The following is an 18,650-nucleotide window of genomic DNA, read 5'->3' on the forward strand; positions in this document are numbered from 1 at the left end:
CTCAGGCGGGAGCTGAGGCCCGTGAGCGGGGACAGGGCTCTCGGGGGAACGGTCCGTCAGGCCGGCGCGGGGGGCGAGGCCTGTCCGGAGCGCCGGGCCGGGACGTGACGCATGGCCTCGGCGACGGTCGGATCGGTGGGGAACGCCTCGCTGAGCCGGGTCAGCTCCAGGAGCCGCTGCAGGAACCCGCGGACGCCCGCCAACCGGAGCCATCCTCCGGCCTCGAAGGAGCGGCGCAGGCCGGACAGGAGCAACCAGACTCCTGTGGAGTCGCAGAAACCCAGGGTGGAGACGTCCATGATGAGATGGACGTGCCCGGCCCCCAGCACCTCTGAGATCACCTTCTCCAGTTGCGGAGCCGAGACCTTGTCCAGGTCTCCGGAGACGGCGATGACGGCGCAGGCGGGATGAGGGATCACCTCGATGGACAACTTCGTCAATGTTCGCCTGCCTTTGAAGCTCTACCGCGGAAAGCGGCCGTGGTGTTGCGACAGGCGCGATGGCCGTTACCGCCTAACGTACAGGGGCGATCAAACGAACACAGCCCCGGGTGGAGTGCGTGTTTCCCATCCGGACGGGCACGTCCGCCCCTCACCTCGCGGAGGACCGCGCGGCTGAGATCTTCACCTCACCCGTTCCGCCGGGTGAGCCGTACCCGCCCGGCCGGAGCCCGCCCGGCGCCTCGGGCCGTTCAGGGCCGTTCAGGGCCGCCCCCGCCCGGTGGCTCCGCACCGCCCGGACGGCGAAGCAAGCGCTCGACTGAAAGTTTCACGGCGGGGAAAACACCCGGTCCGGATCGCCGCAGCCTGCCGGCCCTTGACACGAAACGCCGGTGTAACCGGGGATACACACCATTGACATCCGGGGGAGGGACTCCAGAATCCTGTTTGGGAGCGCTCCCACCCATCTTCTCCCCTGCCTGATCCGACGCGAGGCCGTCACCAGCGGAATCACGACGGGTCCACCCCTGGAGGACCTTTTCGATGTACAGATCCCCCATTCGAGCGGGAGCGCTCCCACACCGTTGGCAACGCGGTCGGAGACGGGTCGCGACCCTCGCCCTGCTCAGCCTGGCGGCCGGTACGACGACCGCCCTGGCGGCCTCCCCGGCCTTCGCGGCCGTCTCGTGCGACGTGGCCTACTCGACCAACGACTGGCAGGGCGGCTTCACCGCCAGCGTGACGATCAAGAACCTGGGCGACCCGCTCGACGGCTGGACCCTCGGCTTCGACTTCCCGACCGCCACCCAGAAGCTGGTGCAGGGCTGGAGCGCCACCTGGGCGCAGAGCGGCACCGGGGTCACGGCCAAGAGCATGGACTGGAACGGCAGGCTCGCCACCGGCGCCTCCACCAGCATCGGCTTCAACGGCAGCTGGTCGGGGAGCAACCCCAAGCCGGCCGCCTTCACGGTCAACGGCGTCACCTGCGGCGGCGGCGACCCCGTCAACCAGGCCCCGTCGGTGAAGCTCACCAAGCCGGCCGCCGGGGCGACCTTCACCGCGCCCGCCACGGTGGAGATCACCGCCGACGCCGCCGACGCCGACGGCACGGTGGCCAAGGTCGAGTTCTACAACGGCGGCACGCTGCTGGGCAGCGACACCAGCGCGCCGTACGCCTACGAATGGACCGGCATGGCGGCGGGCGGCTACTCGCTGACCGCCAAGGCCACCGACGACAAGGGCCTGACGAAGACCTCCGACCCGGTCGGGATCACCGTCTCGCCCGACAGCGCGCCCGCCGTGGTGGTCGGCCCGGCCTCGGTCGCCGTCCCCGAGGGCGACTCCGCGACCGTCGCGGTCAAGCTCTCCAAGGCCCCGAGCGCGAACGTCACCGTGGCGACCGCCCGGACCTCCGGCGACGCCGACCTGTCCGTCGGCACCGGCGCCTCGCTGACGTTCACCCCGGCCAACTGGAACACCGCGCAGACGGTCCAGATCAAGGCCGCGGAGGACGCCGACCAGGCCTCCGGCAGCGCCGAGTTCACCGCGAGCGCCACCGGCCACACCGCGGCGAAGATCGCCGCCACCGAGGTGGACAACGACGGAACCGGCGGCGACAACGAGTACATCAAGCGCTTCACCACGATGTACAACAAGCTCAAGGACCCGGCCAACGGCTACTTCTCGCCGGAGGGCGTGCCGTACCACTCGGTCGAGACCTTCATGGTCGAGGCGCCGGACCACGGGCACGAGACCACCTCCGAGGCCTACAGCTACTACCTGTGGCTGGAGGCGGCCTACGGCAAGGTGACGGGCGACTGGAGCAGGTTCAACGCGGCCTGGGCCTCGATGGAGAAGTACATCATCCCGGCCACGGCCGACCAGCCGACGAACGCGTTCTACAACCCGTCCAAGCCCGCCACCTACGCCGGTGAGTGGGACGACATCAAGCAGTACCCGTCGAAGCTGGACGGCGGCGTCAGCGTCGGCGTGGACCCGATCGCGAACGAGCTGAAGAGCGCCTACGGCACCAGCGACGTGTACGGCATGCACTGGCTGCTGGACGTCGACAACACCTACGGCTTCGGCCGCTGCGGCGACGGCACCACCAGGCCCGCCTACATCAACACCTACCAGCGCGGCCCGGAGGAGTCGGTCTTCGAGACCATCCCGCAGCCGTCCTGCGACACCTTCAAGCACGGCGGCAAGAACGGCTTCCTGGACCTGTTCACCGGCGACGCCTCCTACGCCAAGCAGTGGAAGTACACCAACGCCCCCGACGCCGACGCCCGCGCCGTCCAGGTGGCCTACTGGGCGCACACCTGGGCCAAGGAGCAGGGCAAGGAGGCGCAGATCTCCGCGACGGTCGCCAAGGCCGCGAAGATGGGCGACTACCTGCGCTACGCGATGTACGACAAGTACTTCAAGAAGCAGGGCTGCACCAGCACCTCGTGCCCGGCCGGCACCGGCAAGGACAGCTCCGCCTACCTGCTGAGCTGGTACTACGCCTGGGGCGGCGCGGCCGACCCGGCCGCCGGCTGGGCCTGGCGGATCGGCTCCAGCCACAACCACTCCGGCTACCAGAACCCGATGGCCGCCTGGGTGCTGTCCAACGTGGACGCGCTCAAGCCCAAGGGCGCGACCGCCGTGGCGGACTGGACCATCAGCACCAAGCGGCAGCTGGAGTTCTACCGCTGGCTGCAGTCGTCCGAGGGCGCGATCGCCGGCGGCGCGACCAACAGCTGGCAGGGCCACTACGCCACCCCGCCGTCGACCCTGCCGACCTTCTACGGCATGGCCTACGACTGGCAGCCGGTCTACCACGACCCGCCGTCGAACCAGTGGTTCGGCTTCCAGGCGTGGTCGATGGAGCGGGTCGCGGAGCTGTACTACGCGACCGGCAACGCCGACGCCAAGGTCGTGCTGGACAAGTGGGTCAAGTGGGCCACCGACAACACCACGGTCAACGCCGACGGGACCTACCAGATGCCCTCGACGCTGGTGTGGACCGGCCAGCCCGACACCTGGAACCCGGCGAGCCCCGGCTCCAACTCCGGGCTGCACGTCAGCATCCGGGACTACACGACCGACGTGGGCGTGGCCGGCTCCTACGCCAAGGTGCTGATGTACTACGCGGCCAAGTCCGGTGACACCAAGGCCCGGGACATCGCCAAGGGCCTGCTCGACGGCATGTGGAAGAACAACCAGGACGCCAAGGGCGTCTCCACCACCGAGACCAAGGCCGACTACAACCGGCTCGACGACCCGGTCTACGTCCCGCCGGGCTGGACCGGCAAGATGCCCAACGGCGACGTGATCGACGGCAACTCGACCTTCCTGTCCATCCGCTCCTTCTACAAGAACGACCCGGACTGGCCGAAGGTGGACGCCTACCTGAAGGGCACCGGCCCCGCGCCGACCTTCACGTACCACCGCTTCTGGGCGCAGGTCGACGTCGCCGTCGCCCTCGCCGAGTACGGCCGGCTGTTCCCCTGACGCCCCCGGCACCCCTGACGCCGGGCCCGGCGCCTGACCCCGGGCCCGGCGCCTGAAAGACCCCGGGGCGCGGCGGCACCCCTGACCTGCCGCCGCGCCCCGGGCACCACCTCCTTCTCCCCGAGAGGCACCCCCACCGATGAAGAGATCCATGGCGGTGCTCGCGCTGGCGGCCCTGGCGGCCGTACCGGTGCCCGCCGCGACCGCCGCGGCGTCCCCGGCGTCTTCGGCGGCGTCTTCAGTGGCGCCGGCCTCCTCGGCCGCGGCGGAGTTCAACTACGGCGAGGCGCTGCAGAAGTCCATCTGGTTCTACGAGGCCCAGCAGTCGGGGAAGCTGCCGAGCTGGAACCGGGTGGGCTGGCGCGGCGACTCCGCGCTCGACGACGGAAAGGACGCCGGACTCGACCTGACCGGCGGCTGGTACGACGCGGGCGACCACGTGAAGTTCGGCCTGCCGATGGCGTTCACCACGACCATGCTGGCCTGGGGCGCGGTGGAGTACCGCGACGCCTACGCCGACTCCGGCCAGCTCACCCACCTGCTCAACAACCTGAAGTTCGTCAACGACTACTTCATCAAGGCCCACCCGTCGCCGAACGTGCTCTACGGGCAGGTCGGCCACGGCGGCAAGGACCACGCCTGGTGGGGGCCCGCCGAGGCGATGCAGATGGAGCGGCCCGCCTACAGGATCGACGCCACCTGCGGCGGTTCGGACCTGGCCGGGGAGACCGCGGCGGCGATGGCCGCCTCCTCGATCGTCTTCCGCCCGACGAACGCCGCCTACGCCGACACCCTCGTCAGGCACGCGCGGGAGCTGTACACCTTCGCCGACACCGTCCGCAAGAAGTACAGCGAGTGCATCACCGACGCCCAGGGCTACTACAACTCCTGGAGCGGTTACAACGACGAGCTGGTCTGGGGCGCGATCTGGCTGCACCGGGCCACCGGTGAGGCCGCCTACCTGGCCAAGGCCGAGTCGTACTACGACAACCTCGGCACCGAGCCGCAGAGCAGCACGAAGTCCTACCGGTGGACGATCGCCTGGGACGACAAGTCCTACGGCTCCTACGTGCTGCTGCACAAGCTCACCGGCAGGCAGCGCTACCTCGACGACGCCAACCGGTGGCTGGACTACTGGACGGTCGGGGTGAACGGGCAGAAGATCAGGTACTCGCCCGGCGGGCAGGCCGTACTGGACCGGTGGGGGTCGCTGCGCTACGCCGCCAACACCGCGTTCGCGGCCCTGGTGCACGCCGACTCGATCACCGACGCGACCCGCAGGGCCCGCTACCACGGCTTCGCCAAGCGCCAGATCGACTACGCGCTCGGCGACAACCCGCGCAGGTCGTCCTACGTGGTCGGATTCGGCGCCAACCCGCCGAAGAACCCGCACCACCGCACCGCGCACGGCTCCTGGACCGACCAGCAGACCAACCCCGTCGAGACCCGGCACACCCTGTACGGCGCGCTCGTCGGCGGCCCGCCCGACCCCGACGACGCCTACGCCGACAAGCGCGACGACTTCGTGATGAACGAGGTCGCCACCGACTACAACGCCGGGTTCACCGGCGCGCTGGCGCGGCTGTACCGCGAGTACGGCGGAAGCCCGGCGGCGGGATTCCCGGCGGAGGAGACCCCCGACGGCCCCGAGATCTTCATCGAGGCCGGGGTGAACGCCTCCGGGAGCGCCTTCACCGAGATCAAGGCGATCGTCCGCAACCAGTCGGCCTGGCCGGCCAGGAACCTGACCGGCGGCTCCTTCCGCTACTACTTCACCCTCGACGGCGACACCGCCGCGAGCCAGATCACGGTCGGCTCGGCCTACACCCAGTGCACGCCCCCGACCGGCCCGACCCTGCTGTCCGGCAAGACCTACTACGTCACGATCGACTGCTCCGGCACCTCGATCTCCCCGGCCGGGCAGTCCCAGCACCGGCGCGAGGTGCAGTTCCGCCTCTCCTCCTCCGGCGCCTGGGACCCGTCCAACGACTGGTCGTACAAGGGCGTGGCCACCACGCCGGGCGCGGCCCCGGTCCGGGTGGACAACATCACCGTCTACTCCGGCACCGAGCGGATCTGGGGGAACCCGCCCGGCGACGAGCCGCCGCCGGTGGACGACGACACCCCGCCGAGCACGCCCGGCAGGCCCGCGGTCTCCGCGGTCACCGGGAGCACCGCGCGGCTGACCTGGACGGCCGCCACCGACGACGTGGGCGTCACCGGCTACGACGTCTACCGGGGCACGGTGAAGGTCGGGACCGCCGCCGGGACGTCCTACGACCTGACCGGGCTCGCGCCGAGCACGCCGTACAGCGTGCACGTGGTGGCCCGGGACGCGGCGGGCAACGTCTCCGAGGCGTCCGAGAGCACCTCGTTCACCACCACGGAGGCCCCGGCGGGCGGCTGCACCGCCGTCTACACGGTCGGCAACGCCTGGCAGGGCGCCTTCCAGGGCGAGGTCACCGTCACCAACACGGGCGCGGCCGCCGTCAAGGGCTGGACCGTGACCTGGCGGTTCCCGGACGGTCAGACCATCGGCCAGCTCTGGAACGGCGTGCACACCCAGACGGGCGCGGACGTGACGGTGAAGAACGTCGCCTGGAACGGCGCGCTCGCCCCGAACGCGTCCACCTCGTTCGGCTTCACCGCGAACCACACCGGCGCCAACGGCGTCCCCGCCCCGGTGTCCTGCACCGTGAACTGAGCGAGCCCGCCGAACCACCGACCCCACCGAACCCCCGGCCGGGCGTAGCGGACCCCTCCGCCCGGCCGGGTCCCCCCTTCCCCGAAGAGGCAGGTCATGAGAGCACGACTGGCGGTCCTCGCCGCATTCCTCATCGCACTCGTCGTCCCGTCGATCGTCGCGATCACTCCCGCCCACGCCGCCACCGGCATCCACGTGAGCGGAACGAAGATCGTCGAAGCGGACGGCAGCAACCTCATCTTGCGCGGCACCTCCCACGCGCACACCTGGTACACGAACCGGACGGCCTCCTTCGCCGGCATCAAGTCGCTGGGCGCCAACGCCGTGCGCGTGGTGCTGAGCGGCGGCCGGTGGACGCCCAACAACGCCGCCGACGTGGCGAACGTCGTCTCGCTGTGTAAGCAGAACAAGCTCATCTGCGTGCTGGAGAACCACGACACCACCGGGTACGGCGAGCAGGGCGGCGCCTACACCCTGGACCAGGCGGTGGACTACTGGGTCGGCGTGAAGAGCGCGCTGGACGGCCAGGAGGACTACGTCATCATCAACATCGGCAACGAGCCGATCGGCAACACCGCCGTCACCCCGGGCTGGACCGAGGCCACCTCCAATGCGATCAAGCGCATGCGCGGCGCCGGGTTCGACCACGCGCTGATGGTCGACGCCCCCAACTGGGGCCAGGACTGGTCCTTCACCATGCGCGACAACGCCAGGACCGTGGCCGCCGCCGACCCCGACAAGAACACGATCTTCTCCATCCACATGTACGGCGTGTTCGACACCTCCGCCGAGGTGATCGCCTACATGGACGCCTTCAAGACGGCCGGCCTGCCGCTGGTCGTCGGCGAGTTCGGGCACGACCACTCCGACGGCAACCCCGACGAGGACACGATCATGGCCCAGGCGCAGGCGCGCGGCCTGGGGTACTTCGGCTGGTCCTGGAGCGGCAACGGCGGCGGCGTCGAGTACCTCGACCAGGTCACCGACTTCGACGCGAACGCCCTGACCAGCTGGGGCCGGCGCCTGTTCAACGGCGCCGACGGCATCGCGCAGACCGCCGTCGAGGCGAAGATCTACGGCGGCGGCTCCGGCGGCGACACCGAGGACCCGTCCAGGCCCGGCACCCCGGTCGCCTCGGCGATCACCTCCTCCGGCGCGACCCTGACCTGGACCGCCTCCACCGACAACGTCCGCGTCACCGGATACGACGTCTACCGCGGCGCCACCCGGCTCGCCTCCACCACCACCAACTCCGCCACCCTGACCGGCCTGAACGCCAACACCGCCTACACCGTCCACGTCGTCGCCCGCGACGCCGCCGGCAACACCTCCGCCGCCTCGGCCGCCACGACCTTCACCACCCTGACCGGGCCCGGCGGCAGCGCCTGCACGCCCGGCTACAAGGTCGTCAACGCCTGGCAGGGCGGCTTCCAGGGCGAGGTCACCATCAACTGCATCAGCGCCGTCACCTCGTGGAAGACCACGCTGACCTACCCGGCCGGCGTGAACATCACCCAGAACTGGAGCTCGACCCTGTCGGCCTCCGGCGGCGCGTTCACCTTCACCAACGCCGCCTGGAACGGCTCCGTCCCGGCCGGCGGCTCGGCCACCTTCGGTTTCATCGGCACCTGGAGCGGCTCGGGCGCCCCGCCCGCCCCCGCCTTCTCCTGACCCCGCCCACCCAGGGGGTACGGCCCGCCGGGCCGTACCCCCTCCCCTCGACCTGCTTCCGAAAATTTCGGATAAAAGCCGTAAATTTCTGAACCACGGAAAGGGACCAGCATGTCCAGACTCCGCCGGGCGCTCCTGACCGGAGTGCTCGCCGTCCTCCCGGCCACCGCGGTCGCGGCCCTGCCCGCCTCCCCCGCGCAGGCCTCCTCACCCCTGCGCGTCCACGCCGCGGCGCACGGCAAGTTCATCGGCACCGCGCTCGCCACCGCGCCGCTGGCGAACGAGGCGGCCTACCGCACCATCGCGGCCACGGAGTTCAACCAGGTCACGGCCGAGAACGCGATGAAGTGGGACGCCACCGAGCCCGGCCCGAACCAGTTCACCTTCACCGGCGCGGACCAGATCATGGCCTTCGCCGAGCAGAACGACCAGCAGGTGCACGGGCACACGCTGGTCTGGCACAACCAGACGCCCACCTGGGTGCAGAACCTCGGCGCCGCCGAGCTGCGCGCGGCCATGCAGAACCACATCGGCAGGGTCGCCGGCCGCTACGCGACCAACCCGGCCCTCACGTCGTGGGACGTGGTGAACGAGGTCTTCGAGGAGAACGGGAGCCTGCGCAACTCGTTCTGGTACCAGAAGCTCGGCGAGGGCTACATCGCCGACGCCTTCCGGTACGCCCGCGCGGCCGACCCCGACGCCCGGCTCTGCATCAACGACTACAACGTCGAGGGCGTCAACGCCAAGAGCACCGCGATGTACAACCTGGTCAAGGCGCTCCGGGCGCAGAACGTGCCGGTCGACTGCGTCGGCTTCCAGAGCCACCTGGCGATCCAGTACGGCTTCCCGAACATCCAGGAGAACATGCAGCGCTTCGCCGACCTGGGGGTGGAGGTCCGGGTCACCGAGATCGACGTCCGGATGCAGACGCCCCGGACCTCGGCCAAGGACGCCACCCAGGCCACCTACTACTCCAACGTGGTCAAGGCCTGCCTGGCGGTGAGCCGCTGCTCCGGCGTCACGATCTGGGGCTTCACCGACAGGCACTCCTGGGTGCCGGACACCTTCTCCGGCCAGGGCGCGGCCCTGATCTACGACGAGAACTACGGCAGGAAGCCGTCCTACACCGCGGTGCACGACGCCCTGGCCGGTCCCCCGACGGACCCGGACGACACCGAGGACCCGTCCAGGCCCGGCACCCCGGTCGCCTCGGCGATCACCTCCTCCGGCGCGACCCTGACCTGGACCGCCTCCACCGACAACGTCCGCGTCACCGGATACGACGTCTACCGCGGCGCCACCCGGCTCGCCTCCACCACCACCAACTCCGCCACCCTCACCGGCCTGGCCCCCGAGACCGCCTACACCGTCCACGTCGTCGCCCGCGACGCCGCCGGCAACACCTCCGCCGCCTCCGAGACCACCACCTTCACCACCCCCGCCGGACCCGGCGGCGGCACCGGCTGCACCGCCGCCTACCGCACCGTCAACGCCTGGCAGGGCGGCTTCCAGGGCGAGGTCAAGGTCACCTGCGCCGAACCCGTCACCTCCTGGAAGACCACGCTGACCTACCCGGCCGGCGTGAACATCACCCAGAACTGGAGCTCGACCCTGTCGGCCTCCGGCACCGCCTACACCTTCACCAACGCCGCCTGGAACGGCGCCCTCGGCGCCGGCGGTTCGGCCACCTTCGGCTTCATCGGCACCTGGAACGGCACCGGCGCCCCGCCCGCGCCCACCCTCTCCTGACCCTCCCGCCCACCCCTGAGGGCGGGCGGTCCGCACGGACCGGCCGCCCTCAGGAGGTCCCGCGCTCCCGCAGGGCGGCGACCAGCCAGCGGGCGATGCGCGCGTGGCCCTCGCCCGTGGGATGGACGCCGTCGGGCAGGGTCAGCTCGCGACCCCAGCGCATGCCGAGCGGGTCGAGGAACGGCACGCCGGCCCTCGACGCGGCGAGCGCGACGGCGTTCCTGACGCCGTAGGCCCAGCGCGGCGCGTCCCCCATCCACAGCGGGCCGACCACCACGACCCGGGTGCCGGGCCAGTGCCCGGCGACCGTCCGCAGCAGCCGCGCGGCGGCCTGGTAGACCGCCCCCGGCCGGGTGCCGCGGTCGTTGTGCCCGCCGGAGACGATCAGCAGGTCGGGCGCCGGGCGCCAGGCGAGCTCCCGGACGAAGGAGTCCTGGAAGGTCCGGCCCACCCGGCCCGGGTTGACGAATCCGGTCCCGCCCATCCCCGCGGTGATCAACTGCCAGCCCAGCTCGCGCGCGCTCCTGGCGGCGTAGCTCTCCCAGCGCTCGACCGGGCCCGACCCGACGGTGAAGCTGTCCCCGATGACCATCACCACCGGAGCCGCCGCGCGGGCCGCCATGGGCCGCGCCGCACCCGACCCGCCGGTCGGCCGGCCGTCCCGCCCGCCGTCCGGCGCCGTCCCGCCCGCCGGCGGGGCGCATCCCGGGAGCAGGCAGCAGAGCAGCACGGCGAGTGCGGAGGAGAACGCTCCGCGCCGCTTTCGCAAAAGCCCGTGCATGCCACCTCGGAGAACCGTGGACCGCTGATGTGGATGCGGTTCCCGGAGCGCTCGTCGCGCCCGTGACCTGCGGCGGACACCCTCACCCGGGGGAGATCCGCGGTCACGGCCGCCCCAGGGGACCGCCTTGAGCACTCGGCATTCTAACCAGGCGGACCGGTCGGCCGAGGCGATCCCGAAACGAAAGAATTTACCTTCCAAAAGGTCCGGAAATATCCATGTATTTGTCAGTGGAATAGCCGGCCCGGCCAGGGAAACGCCCATGCATGCGTCAGGGAACGGCGACCCGCCGGGGAGCCCTTGGGGGGAGGGATCCGTCAACACTCCGTGATCCCCCGGCCACGACCGAGGAGACGACCATCCGGGACCGCTCCGCACCCCCTCCCCGCCGCGGACCGCGCGCGGGAGGCCGGAGCTCAGCCGACGTGCGAGGCGGGGGCGGTCCAGGTGTTGCAGTAGCCGGGGCGCGCGTACTTCCAGCCGTGGTCGAGCCATCCGGCGAAGTTCTGGCCGTTGCCGTGGTCGCGCCGGCCCAGCCCGTTCTGGTCGTCGCCCCGGCTGTACTCCATCTCCAGTACGGCCTGCCAGCGGGCCGCGGTGACGCCGAGCGGGACCCGGACGGTCCGCATGAAGGCCCCGGCGAAGCACTGGGCCTGCAGCTCCGACCGGCGCGAGTGCGCGTTCTGGGCGGTCTTGGACTTGGCGGAGACCTCCCACCACCACGCGCCGCCGATCCCGGCCATGGACTGCACGTGGTGGCCGTACTCGTGGGCGAGCACCGACAGGTAGGGCACGTGGTTGCTCGCCGGGTCGATCCGGCCGGTCTCCTCGATCAGGTGCGAGAGCCCGATGTACATCCCCCGGTTGGAGGGGCAGTAGTAGGCGGCGGCGCCGGAGGCGGGGTAGCTGCCGCAGGGGCCGCGTCCCGGGCGCGTCCAGAAGACCCGGCGGGGCTGCTGGAAGACCGCTCGGGCCTGGGAGAACTTGGCGGCCCAGGCCCGGTCCAGGCAGGTGGTGGCCGCGTTCAGGAAGGCGAGCATGTCCTTCGCCTGGGCCGAGGGCCGCGACGCCTGGCAGGTGGTGGGGCGCATCATGCCGGTGCCGTACAGCGGGTTGCGCTTGAGCCGGACGCCGGTCTGGGACCGCTGCATGTACCGCAGGTCGACGGCCGCGGCGCGGCGCCCGGCGGTCCGGTCCGCGGCCGTGCTCCCGCCCGCCAGCGCGATCTCCGCCTCGCCCAGCGCGCCGAGGTCGAGCCTGCGCGGCGGGCTGAAGGTGGGCGGGTCGACCTCCGCCCTCTCCGCCGGGGCGGGCACGGCCCGCTCGGTGGCCGTCGGCGCGCTCCCCGGGCCCGCCGGGACCGCCGCCTCGTCCCCGTCCGCCAGGGCGGCCACCAGCACGACGGCGGTGAAGGTCGTCGCGAGGACGCCGAAGACACCGAAGACCAGAGGACTCGACCGGCGCGGGCGCATCTGACCGCCTCTCGGGGAAGACTGGACCACCGCGCGGCAATCTAGCGGATAGACCACCAGATAACTGTATTGACCGAAAAATCATGATACGGCGGGCCGTCATGTCCCGGCCGTTCTCGATAGGCTGCCGATCCATGGCGGGATCTCTCTTTCATCGGACGGCCCATCGCATGGCCGGGAGCCTGGTCGCGGCGGCCGTACTCGCACTGGCCGCGGGCCCGTCCCCGGCGTCCGCCGGCACGGCGGGCACCGCGTCCGTCCGGGCGGACGCGGTGAAGAGCGACGTGGTCGAGCTCGAACTGCGGCCGGACGGCGTGCTGCACGTCAAGGAGACCGTCGAGTTCACCGGCGGCGCGCCGACGCGGACGCTCGTCGGCCGGACGCGCTACGACGACGGCAACGACCGGCTCTACCAGGTCACCGGGTTCAAGGGCGACGGCACGCTCTCCGGCGACTCGATCACCCTGAAGGGCTCCGGCACCGCGACGATCGAGTACGACGTCAAGGGCACGGTGACCCCGCTCGCCGACATCCAGGAGCTGCGCTGGTACGCCGTGGGCGGCTGGTCCGTCCCGGTGGAGCAGGCCACGGTCAAGGCGACCGGGCCCGCCCAGATGCAGAACCTGTCCTGCTTCGCCGGAGTGCTGGCCTCCGCGGTCGCCTGCACCGCCGCCTCCTTCGACCACACCGGGACCAGCGCGGAGTTCGAGCAGCAGGGCCTCGGCGCCGGCGAGGTGCTGACCGTGATCATCGGCTACCCGGCCGGAGCCACCACCGGCGCGCCCGTCCTGGAGCGCCGCTTCGAGCTGTCCAACGCCTTCACGCTCAACGCCGTCACCGGCGGCGCGCTGGCCGGCCTGCTGCTCCTGCTCCTCGGCGGCCTCGGCCTGCTCTACTGGACCCGCGGTCGCGACGCCCGCGTGGTCGGCCACGAGTCGAGCTCGCTCACCCCGATCGAGAACGGCCACTTCGCCCCGCCGGACGGGGTGCGCCCCGGCCAGATCGGCACGCTCATGGACGAGCAGGCCGACGTGATCGACGTGACCGCCACCATCGTGGACCTGGCCGTCCGGGGCTACATCCGGATCGACGAGCGGCCCCGGCAGACCTACGACACCCCGGACTGGACGCTGGTCCGGCTGGCCGGCGCCCCCGTCGGCTCGCTGCTGCCGTACGAGCGGGCGCTCTACGAGGCCGTCTTCCACGGCCGCGACGCGGTGCTGCTCTCGGAGCTCAAGGGCTCCTTCGGCGCCGAACTCGGCAAGGTCCGCCAGGCGCTCTACCACGACGTGGTCACCCAGGGCTGGTTCGCCCGCCGCCCCGACACCGTCCGCACGCGCTGGACCACCCTGGGCGTGGCGCTCACCCTCGGCGGGGTGCTCGCCACCGTGGCGCTGGCCTGGTTCACCACGTACGGCCTGCTCGGCCTCGCGCTGATCATCGCCGGCGCGGCCCTGGCCGTCGGCGGGCAGTACATGCCCGCCAAGACCGCCAAGGGCGCCGCCGCCCTCGCCCACACCCTGGGCTTCCGGGAGTACCTGTCGTCGGCCGAGCTCGGCGCGGACGTCCCCGCGGCCCAGCGGGTCGAGCTGTTCTCCCGCTACCTGCCCTACGCCGTGATCTTCGACTGCGTGGACCGCTGGGCCCGCGTGGTCTCCTCCGTCACCGGCGACGGGCAGCAGGCCGACAACCTGTACTGGTACCACGGCCCGGCCGAGTGGGACCTGTCGAAGTTCGCCGACTCCATGCGGACCTTCACCATGACCACCTCCGGCGCCATCTCCACCACCCGCCAGTTCCGGTCCCTCTGACACACGCAATACCACGGAAGGTAAATAAAAAGTAACGTAAAGTCAGGCGGGTGCTCTCTGCCCATGTCGACGAAAGCTGTCGCGTCCGCAAGGACGATGGCTGCGTCTGCACCCTGACCGCAGTCCTCCTCCCCGCCGGAGACCTCGACCGGATCAGATCGGCTGACGTGTCCGCTCTCGTCACACCTTCTGGATCAGGCGGATCTCGCCCACCGGGCGGCCGCCGCCGTACAGGACTCCGGTGGCGAGGTCGGCGAGCTCGGGGGCGTCGAGGCCGAGGGCGCGCAGGGCCGCGACGGTGACCGGCACCCGGGCGCGCTGGCCGCCGTCCTCGATCTTGACCGTGCCGGCGCGGCCGTCGGCGAAGGCGAAGGCGTCGAAGGCCTCGGCCCCGGCCTTGACCAGCAACCCGGGGACCGCCCGCATCAGCCGGGCCTCGGGGCGGGTCGTGCCGGACGTCCACTCGGGGTGGGCGCGGAAGGCGTCGGCGACGCGCCGCTCGGGGCTGCCGGGCCCGGCCAGCACGAGGGCGCGGAAGGCGCGGGCCACGCCGGTCATCGAGACGAAGAAGAGCGGGGCGCCGCAGCCGTCCACGCCGGTGGCGGCGACCTTCTCGCAGGTCAGCTCCTCCACCGTGGCGCGGATCGCCCGCTGCAGCGGGTGCGCGGGGTCGAGGTAGGTCTCCAGCGGCCAGTCGTTGGCCGCGCAGGTGGCGAGCATCGCCGCGTGCTTGCCGGAGCAGTTCATGTAGATCCGGGCCCTGCCGCCGCCCGAGCGCAGCACCTCCTCCCGGGAGGCCGCGTCCCCGGGCAGGTCCTCCGGGCAGCGCAGCGCGTCCTCGTCCAGCCCGGCCCCGGCGAGGATCCGGCGGGCGCCGTCCACGTGGAACGCCTCCCCGTCGTGGCTCGCGCAGGCCAGCGCGAGCAGCTCCCCCTCCAGGGCGAGCCCGCTGCGCACCATGCCGAGCGCCTGGAAGGGCTTCATCGACGAGCGCGGCGAGACCAGCGCGTCCACCGCCCCGTGCACCCGCACCGCGGACCCGTCCGCCGCGACGGCCAGCATCCGGGCCCGGTGCGCGGACTCCACGAACCCCGAACGGACCACCTCGACGACCAACGACCCTGTAGACACCTTTGTCCCCTTTCGTGCAGAGCCCGCGCAGAGTCTAGAGAGCACCCGGAGCGCGGGATGATGGGGGCATGCGTGCGGTGGTGCAGCGGGTGGGTTCCGCGTCGGTGACGGTGGACGGTGCGGTGGTCGGGGCGATCGACGAGCCGGGGCTGCTCGTGCTGGTCGGGGTGACGCACACCGACACCCCCGCCGAGGCGGCCAAGCTGGCCGCCAAGCTCTGGGGGCTGCGGATCCTGGACGGCGAGAAGTCCTGCTCCGACGTCGGCGCGCCCCTGCTCGTGGTCAGCCAGTTCACCCTGTACGGCGACGCCCGCAAGGGACGCCGCCCCACCTGGCAGGCCGCGGCCCCCGGACCGGTCGCCGAGCCCCTGGTCGAGGCCGTCTGCGCGGAGCTGCGCGCGCTGGGAGCGCGCGTGGGGACGGGCGTCTTCGGCGCCGACATGAAGGTCGCGCTGACCAACGACGGCCCCGTCACGCTGATCCTGGAGATCTGAGCCCCGAGGCCCGGCGCACCCGGAGACCGGGGCCCGCGGCGGCCCTCGGCCTTCCGTCAGCGGGTCAGCGGATGCGGCGGCGCAGGGCCGGGTCGATCTGCACGTTGCGCCCGGCGTCCGGCGGCACGACGACCTCCTGGGCCGCCGCGACCCCGTCGGCCTCCAGCGGCGCGTCCACCGGCACGGTCCGCTTGACCAGGGCCAGCGCGATCGGGCCGAGCTCGTGGTGGCGGGCGGAGCCGCCGACGAACCCGACCTCGGCCCCTCCCTCGGTCACCGGGGCGCCGCGCCGGGGCAGCCGGTCGGCGCTCCCGTCCAGGTGCAGGAAGACCAGCCGGCGCGGCGGGTGGCCGAGGTTGTGCACCCGCGCCACGGTCTCCTGGCCCTTGTAGCACCCCTTGTTCAGGTGCAGGGCCGTACCGATCCAGCCGACCTCGTGCGGGATCGTCTTGTGGTCGGTCTCGAAGCCGAGCCGGGGGCGGTGGGCCTCGATCCGCAGCGCCTCGTGGGCCCACAGGCCGGCGAGCCGCAGGCCGAGGTGCCCGGGGAGCAGGTCGCGCGGGAGCAGCACGTCCCCGCCGGCGACGATCGCCCCGGCGGGCAGGGTGAGGCGGTCGGGATCGGCCACCGAGACCACCGCGTAGCCGTCCGTCACGTCGGCGACCTCGACCCGGAGCATGAACCGCATCTTGTCGAGGAAGGCGACCAGGCCGGCCGCGGTGCCCGGCTCCACGTGCGCCCAGACGGCCTCGCCGTCGTCGACGAGGGCCAGGTGGTGCTCGACCCGGCCCTGGGCGTCCAGCAGCAGCGTCTCGGTCGCCCGGCCGGGCCGCAGGTCGTCGAGCTTCTGGGAGCTCAGGTTGTTGAGCCAGCTCAGGCGGTCGGGCCCGGAGATCCTGACGATCTCCCGGTTGCTCCGGTCGACCATCGCCTCACCGGCGAGGAAGGCGCGCTGCTCGGCGAACAGGTCGCCGTAGTGTCCGGCGACGCCGTCGTCAGGGGCGTCGGCGGCGACCGCGCCGGGGGTGTCCAGCAGAGGGCTTCGCATGCCCCAAGCCTACGAGCCCGCGGCGGCGCCCGGAGACCGTCCGTCTCAGCGGCACTTGCGGCAGCGGCCGAAGACCGTCAGGTGGTGCACGTCGGTGGCGAAGCCCAGCTCGGCGTCGAGCCCGTCCACCAGGGCCCGCACCAGCTCCGGGCTGACCTCGCTGAGTTCGCCGCAGCCGCGGCAGACCAGGTGCACGTGGTCGGCGTCGGCGGCCAGGTGGTAGGTGGGCGCGCCGTGCCCGAGGTGGTTGTGGGCGACCATGCCGAGTTCCTCGAGCAGTTCGAGGGTCCGGTAGACGGTCGAGATGTTCACCCCGCGGGCGGTCTCGCGCACCCGGGTGCAGATCTCCTCCGGGGTGGCGTGCTCCAGCGATTCGACCGCCTCGAGCACCAGCTGCCGTTGCGGGGTGACCCGATAACCGCGCGCCCGCAGTTCCTCATGCCACGACGTCTCGGCCATGGCGAGATTCTATGCCCGTGTCCCGGCCCGGCTCCCGCACTCTCCGGCGGGGCGCGTTCCCGCACTCTCCGCCCGCCGGGGCCGCGGCCCCGCGCCTCCGCTGCGTCCGGCGTCCCGACAGCGGCTTCCAAGGCTGCGACCAGCGGAAACCCGCTTGGCGAATATTTACTTGCCTACCCCCGAAGCGGTCGCATAGCGTACGAATCACGCAGAAGGGAGGTGGTCCAAACAATGGTTGATCATACTTGGGCTAGCGAGGTGGCTGTCCGCTAGGACGCCGCGACTCCGGACTCTGTCCGGACGTCTCGCGACGTTCGGCGAATCCACGACAATCACCGGAACCCCGGGCTGCCGGAGGGCGGGCATATCCCGTCTTTGGTCCATCCGGCCCTCACGCCAGAGCGGAGGAGCGAGCCCGGGGTTCTCTTTTTTACCTCTTCCGGGGACCTCCCGACTTTTGCCTTTGCGGGGATCTCCCGGCGTCTCAGTGCTCGCCGCGGGCGGGCACGCCGAGGGCGGCGCAGGCCTCCCGGTAGAGGCGCACGACCTCGCGGCGGACCTCGGCCCGCTCGGTCAGCGTCCTCCCCCACGGGACGCGCACGGTGACCTCGCGGCCGTCGGCGACCGCGGTGAACTCGATCGCCTCGGCGTCCACGTCCGACGTCGTCGCGGCCGTCGCCTCGGGCCGGCCGCCGAGACTCCTGACGATCAGCAGCGCGTCGTCGGCGTGGTCGTCGTTCATGTGGCGCCTGATCGCCTCGACCACGTCAGGGGTGAAGGGGGTGCTCATGCCCGGCATCGTATGCGCCCTCGCCCGGTCTCAGTCGGCGTCGGGCACGAAGTCGCCCACCCGCTTGAGCTCGGCCGAGATGTGCGACTGGAGCCCTTGCCCCATGGCCGCCATGTCGTAGGCCCACATCAGGTTGCCGTTGACCAGGCCGTAGAGGCGGTGTCCGCCGGTGTACTCCTTCGCGGTGGCGGTGCGGGCCACCACGTCCGTGTGCAGCTCGATCTTGTGGAAGACCACCTCGCCGACGTAGATCTCCACGATGCCGGTCGGGTGCGACAGGCAGACCTCCAGCTGGCGGTCCGGAAGCTGGCGCCAGAAACCGGTCTCGGTGCCCAGCGGGCGGACCTTGGCACCCGCCTGGTCCAGCAGCCAGGTGCGGCTGGTGTAGGTCAGGAACGGCTTGCCGTTGTGCCCGAAGACGATCTCCTGACCGAAGGTGAAGCTCTCGATCGTCGGGTATCCCCCCACCCCGGCGCCCTCCCACCGGCCCACGAGGAAGGCGATCGGCGCAAGGTCGGGATGCAGCTCAGGAACGTCCATAGCCCTCAAGGGTAGGCCCGGCCGGACCTGGCTCGCGCCGGTGGACCGGGCCCGAATAGTCTTCG

At 71.6% G+C, this 18,650-nt stretch carries 14 protein-coding genes; 6 read left to right on the forward strand and 8 right to left on the reverse strand.

The window, feature by feature from the left end; genetic code table 11:
* Nucleotides 1-56: 56 nt before the first annotated feature.
* Complete coding sequence (locus HS045_RS05870; RefSeq protein WP_196450111.1) at nt 57-440, reverse strand: STAS domain-containing protein; 384 nt, start codon at nt 438-440, stop codon at nt 57-59.
* A 543-nt stretch (nt 441-983) separates the two neighbouring features.
* Between HS045_RS05870 and HS045_RS05875 the strand changes: the two genes are divergently transcribed.
* From HS045_RS05875 to HS045_RS05890, 4 genes are all read left to right on the forward strand, one after another.
* Nucleotides 984-3,935, forward strand: a complete 2,952-nt coding sequence (locus HS045_RS05875) for a glycoside hydrolase family 48 protein (RefSeq protein WP_196450112.1) — start codon at nt 984-986, stop codon at nt 3,933-3,935.
* Between the two features lie 139 nt (nt 3,936-4,074).
* On the forward strand, nt 4,075-6,639 hold the full coding sequence (locus HS045_RS05880) for a glycoside hydrolase family 9 protein (RefSeq protein ID WP_196450113.1): 2,565 nt from the start codon (nt 4,075-4,077) through the stop codon (nt 6,637-6,639).
* Nucleotides 6,640-6,735: 96 nt separating this feature from the next.
* On the forward strand, nt 6,736-8,310 hold the full coding sequence (locus tag HS045_RS05885) for a cellulase family glycosylhydrolase (protein WP_196450114.1): 1,575 nt from the start codon (nt 6,736-6,738) through the stop codon (nt 8,308-8,310).
* Nucleotides 8,311-8,421: 111 nt separating this feature from the next.
* Nucleotides 8,422-10,059, forward strand: coding sequence for an endo-1,4-beta-xylanase (locus HS045_RS05890; protein ID WP_196450115.1), 1,638 nt, complete (start codon nt 8,422-8,424; stop codon nt 10,057-10,059).
* A gap of 49 nt (nt 10,060-10,108) precedes the next feature.
* Here the strand turns inward: HS045_RS05890 and HS045_RS05895 are convergent, their stop codons facing one another.
* Both HS045_RS05895 and HS045_RS05900 read right to left on the reverse strand, forming a co-directional pair.
* Nucleotides 10,109-10,840, reverse strand: a complete 732-nt coding sequence (locus HS045_RS05895; protein ID WP_196450116.1) for an SGNH/GDSL hydrolase family protein — start codon at nt 10,838-10,840, stop codon at nt 10,109-10,111.
* A 416-nt stretch (nt 10,841-11,256) separates the two neighbouring features.
* Nucleotides 11,257-12,312 carry a neutral zinc metallopeptidase gene (locus tag HS045_RS05900; RefSeq protein ID WP_196450117.1) on the reverse strand — a complete coding sequence of 352 codons (1,056 nt, stop codon included), beginning with the start codon at nt 12,310-12,312 and terminating at the stop codon, nt 11,257-11,259.
* A gap of 134 nt (nt 12,313-12,446) precedes the next feature.
* Here HS045_RS05900 and HS045_RS05905 point away from each other — a divergent pair, with 134 nt between their 5' ends.
* Nucleotides 12,447-14,123 carry a DUF2207 domain-containing protein gene (locus tag HS045_RS05905; RefSeq protein WP_230883448.1) on the forward strand — a complete coding sequence of 559 codons (1,677 nt, stop codon included), beginning with the start codon at nt 12,447-12,449 and terminating at the stop codon, nt 14,121-14,123.
* Nucleotides 14,124-14,303: 180 nt separating this feature from the next.
* Here HS045_RS05905 and HS045_RS05910 read toward each other — a convergent pair whose 3' ends face one another.
* Nucleotides 14,304-15,254 (reverse strand): asparaginase, encoded by a 951-nt coding sequence (locus HS045_RS05910; RefSeq protein WP_196450118.1) that lies wholly within the window; start codon nt 15,252-15,254, stop codon nt 14,304-14,306.
* A gap of 68 nt (nt 15,255-15,322) precedes the next feature.
* On the opposite strand from HS045_RS05910, the gene dtd reads away from it, so the two are divergent.
* On the forward strand, nt 15,323-15,748 hold the full coding sequence (gene dtd, locus HS045_RS05915; RefSeq protein WP_196450119.1) for a D-aminoacyl-tRNA deacylase: 426 nt from the start codon (nt 15,323-15,325) through the stop codon (nt 15,746-15,748).
* A 64-nt stretch (nt 15,749-15,812) separates the two neighbouring features.
* Here the strand turns inward: dtd and HS045_RS05920 are convergent, their stop codons facing one another.
* The 4 genes from HS045_RS05920 to HS045_RS05935 all read right to left on the reverse strand — a co-directional run bounded on the left by HS045_RS05920 (nt 15,813) and on the right by HS045_RS05935 (nt 18,585).
* Nucleotides 15,813-16,796: a folate-binding protein YgfZ gene (locus HS045_RS05920; RefSeq protein ID WP_196450120.1), complete on the reverse strand. Its 984-nt coding sequence runs from the start codon at nt 16,794-16,796 to the stop codon at nt 15,813-15,815.
* 45 nt (nt 16,797-16,841) lie between these two features.
* The gene (locus HS045_RS05925; RefSeq protein WP_196450121.1) at nt 16,842-17,255 is read right to left on the reverse strand and encodes a Fur family transcriptional regulator; all 414 of its coding nucleotides are present in this window, start codon (nt 17,253-17,255) and stop codon (nt 16,842-16,844) included.
* A 484-nt stretch (nt 17,256-17,739) separates the two neighbouring features.
* Nucleotides 17,740-18,045, reverse strand: a complete 306-nt coding sequence (locus HS045_RS05930) for a DUF2470 domain-containing protein (RefSeq protein ID WP_196450122.1) — start codon at nt 18,043-18,045, stop codon at nt 17,740-17,742.
* A gap of 30 nt (nt 18,046-18,075) precedes the next feature.
* Nucleotides 18,076-18,585 carry an FABP family protein gene (locus HS045_RS05935; RefSeq protein ID WP_196450123.1) on the reverse strand — a complete coding sequence of 170 codons (510 nt, stop codon included), beginning with the start codon at nt 18,583-18,585 and terminating at the stop codon, nt 18,076-18,078.
* Between the last annotated feature and the right edge of the window lie 65 nt (nt 18,586-18,650).

This window comes from Planomonospora sp. ID82291, from assembly GCF_015711645.1.
Taxonomy (GTDB): domain Bacteria; phylum Actinomycetota; class Actinomycetes; order Streptosporangiales; family Streptosporangiaceae; genus Planomonospora.

Coding starts and splice junctions, on each gene's coding strand:
- HS045_RS05875 (WP_196450112.1), top strand. CDS start 984: ATGTACAGATCCCCCATTCGAGCGGGAGCGCTCCCACACCGTTGGCAA.
- HS045_RS05895 (WP_196450116.1), bottom strand. CDS start 10,840: ATGCACGGGCTTTTGCGAAAGCGGCGCGGAGCGTTCTCCTCCGCACTC.
- dtd (WP_196450119.1), top strand. CDS start 15,323: ATGCGTGCGGTGGTGCAGCGGGTGGGTTCCGCGTCGGTGACGGTGGAC.
- HS045_RS05885 (WP_196450114.1), top strand. CDS start 6,736: ATGAGAGCACGACTGGCGGTCCTCGCCGCATTCCTCATCGCACTCGTC.
- HS045_RS05890 (WP_196450115.1), top strand. CDS start 8,422: ATGTCCAGACTCCGCCGGGCGCTCCTGACCGGAGTGCTCGCCGTCCTC.
- HS045_RS05925 (WP_196450121.1), bottom strand. CDS start 17,255: ATGGCCGAGACGTCGTGGCATGAGGAACTGCGGGCGCGCGGTTATCGG.
- HS045_RS05920 (WP_196450120.1), bottom strand. CDS start 16,796: ATGCGAAGCCCTCTGCTGGACACCCCCGGCGCGGTCGCCGCCGACGCC.
- HS045_RS05905 (WP_230883448.1), top strand. CDS start 12,447: ATGGCGGGATCTCTCTTTCATCGGACGGCCCATCGCATGGCCGGGAGC.
- HS045_RS05900 (WP_196450117.1), bottom strand. CDS start 12,312: ATGCGCCCGCGCCGGTCGAGTCCTCTGGTCTTCGGTGTCTTCGGCGTC.
- HS045_RS05930 (WP_196450122.1), bottom strand. CDS start 18,045: ATGAGCACCCCCTTCACCCCTGACGTGGTCGAGGCGATCAGGCGCCAC.
- HS045_RS05880 (WP_196450113.1), top strand. CDS start 4,075: ATGAAGAGATCCATGGCGGTGCTCGCGCTGGCGGCCCTGGCGGCCGTA.
- HS045_RS05935 (WP_196450123.1), bottom strand. CDS start 18,585: ATGGACGTTCCTGAGCTGCATCCCGACCTTGCGCCGATCGCCTTCCTC.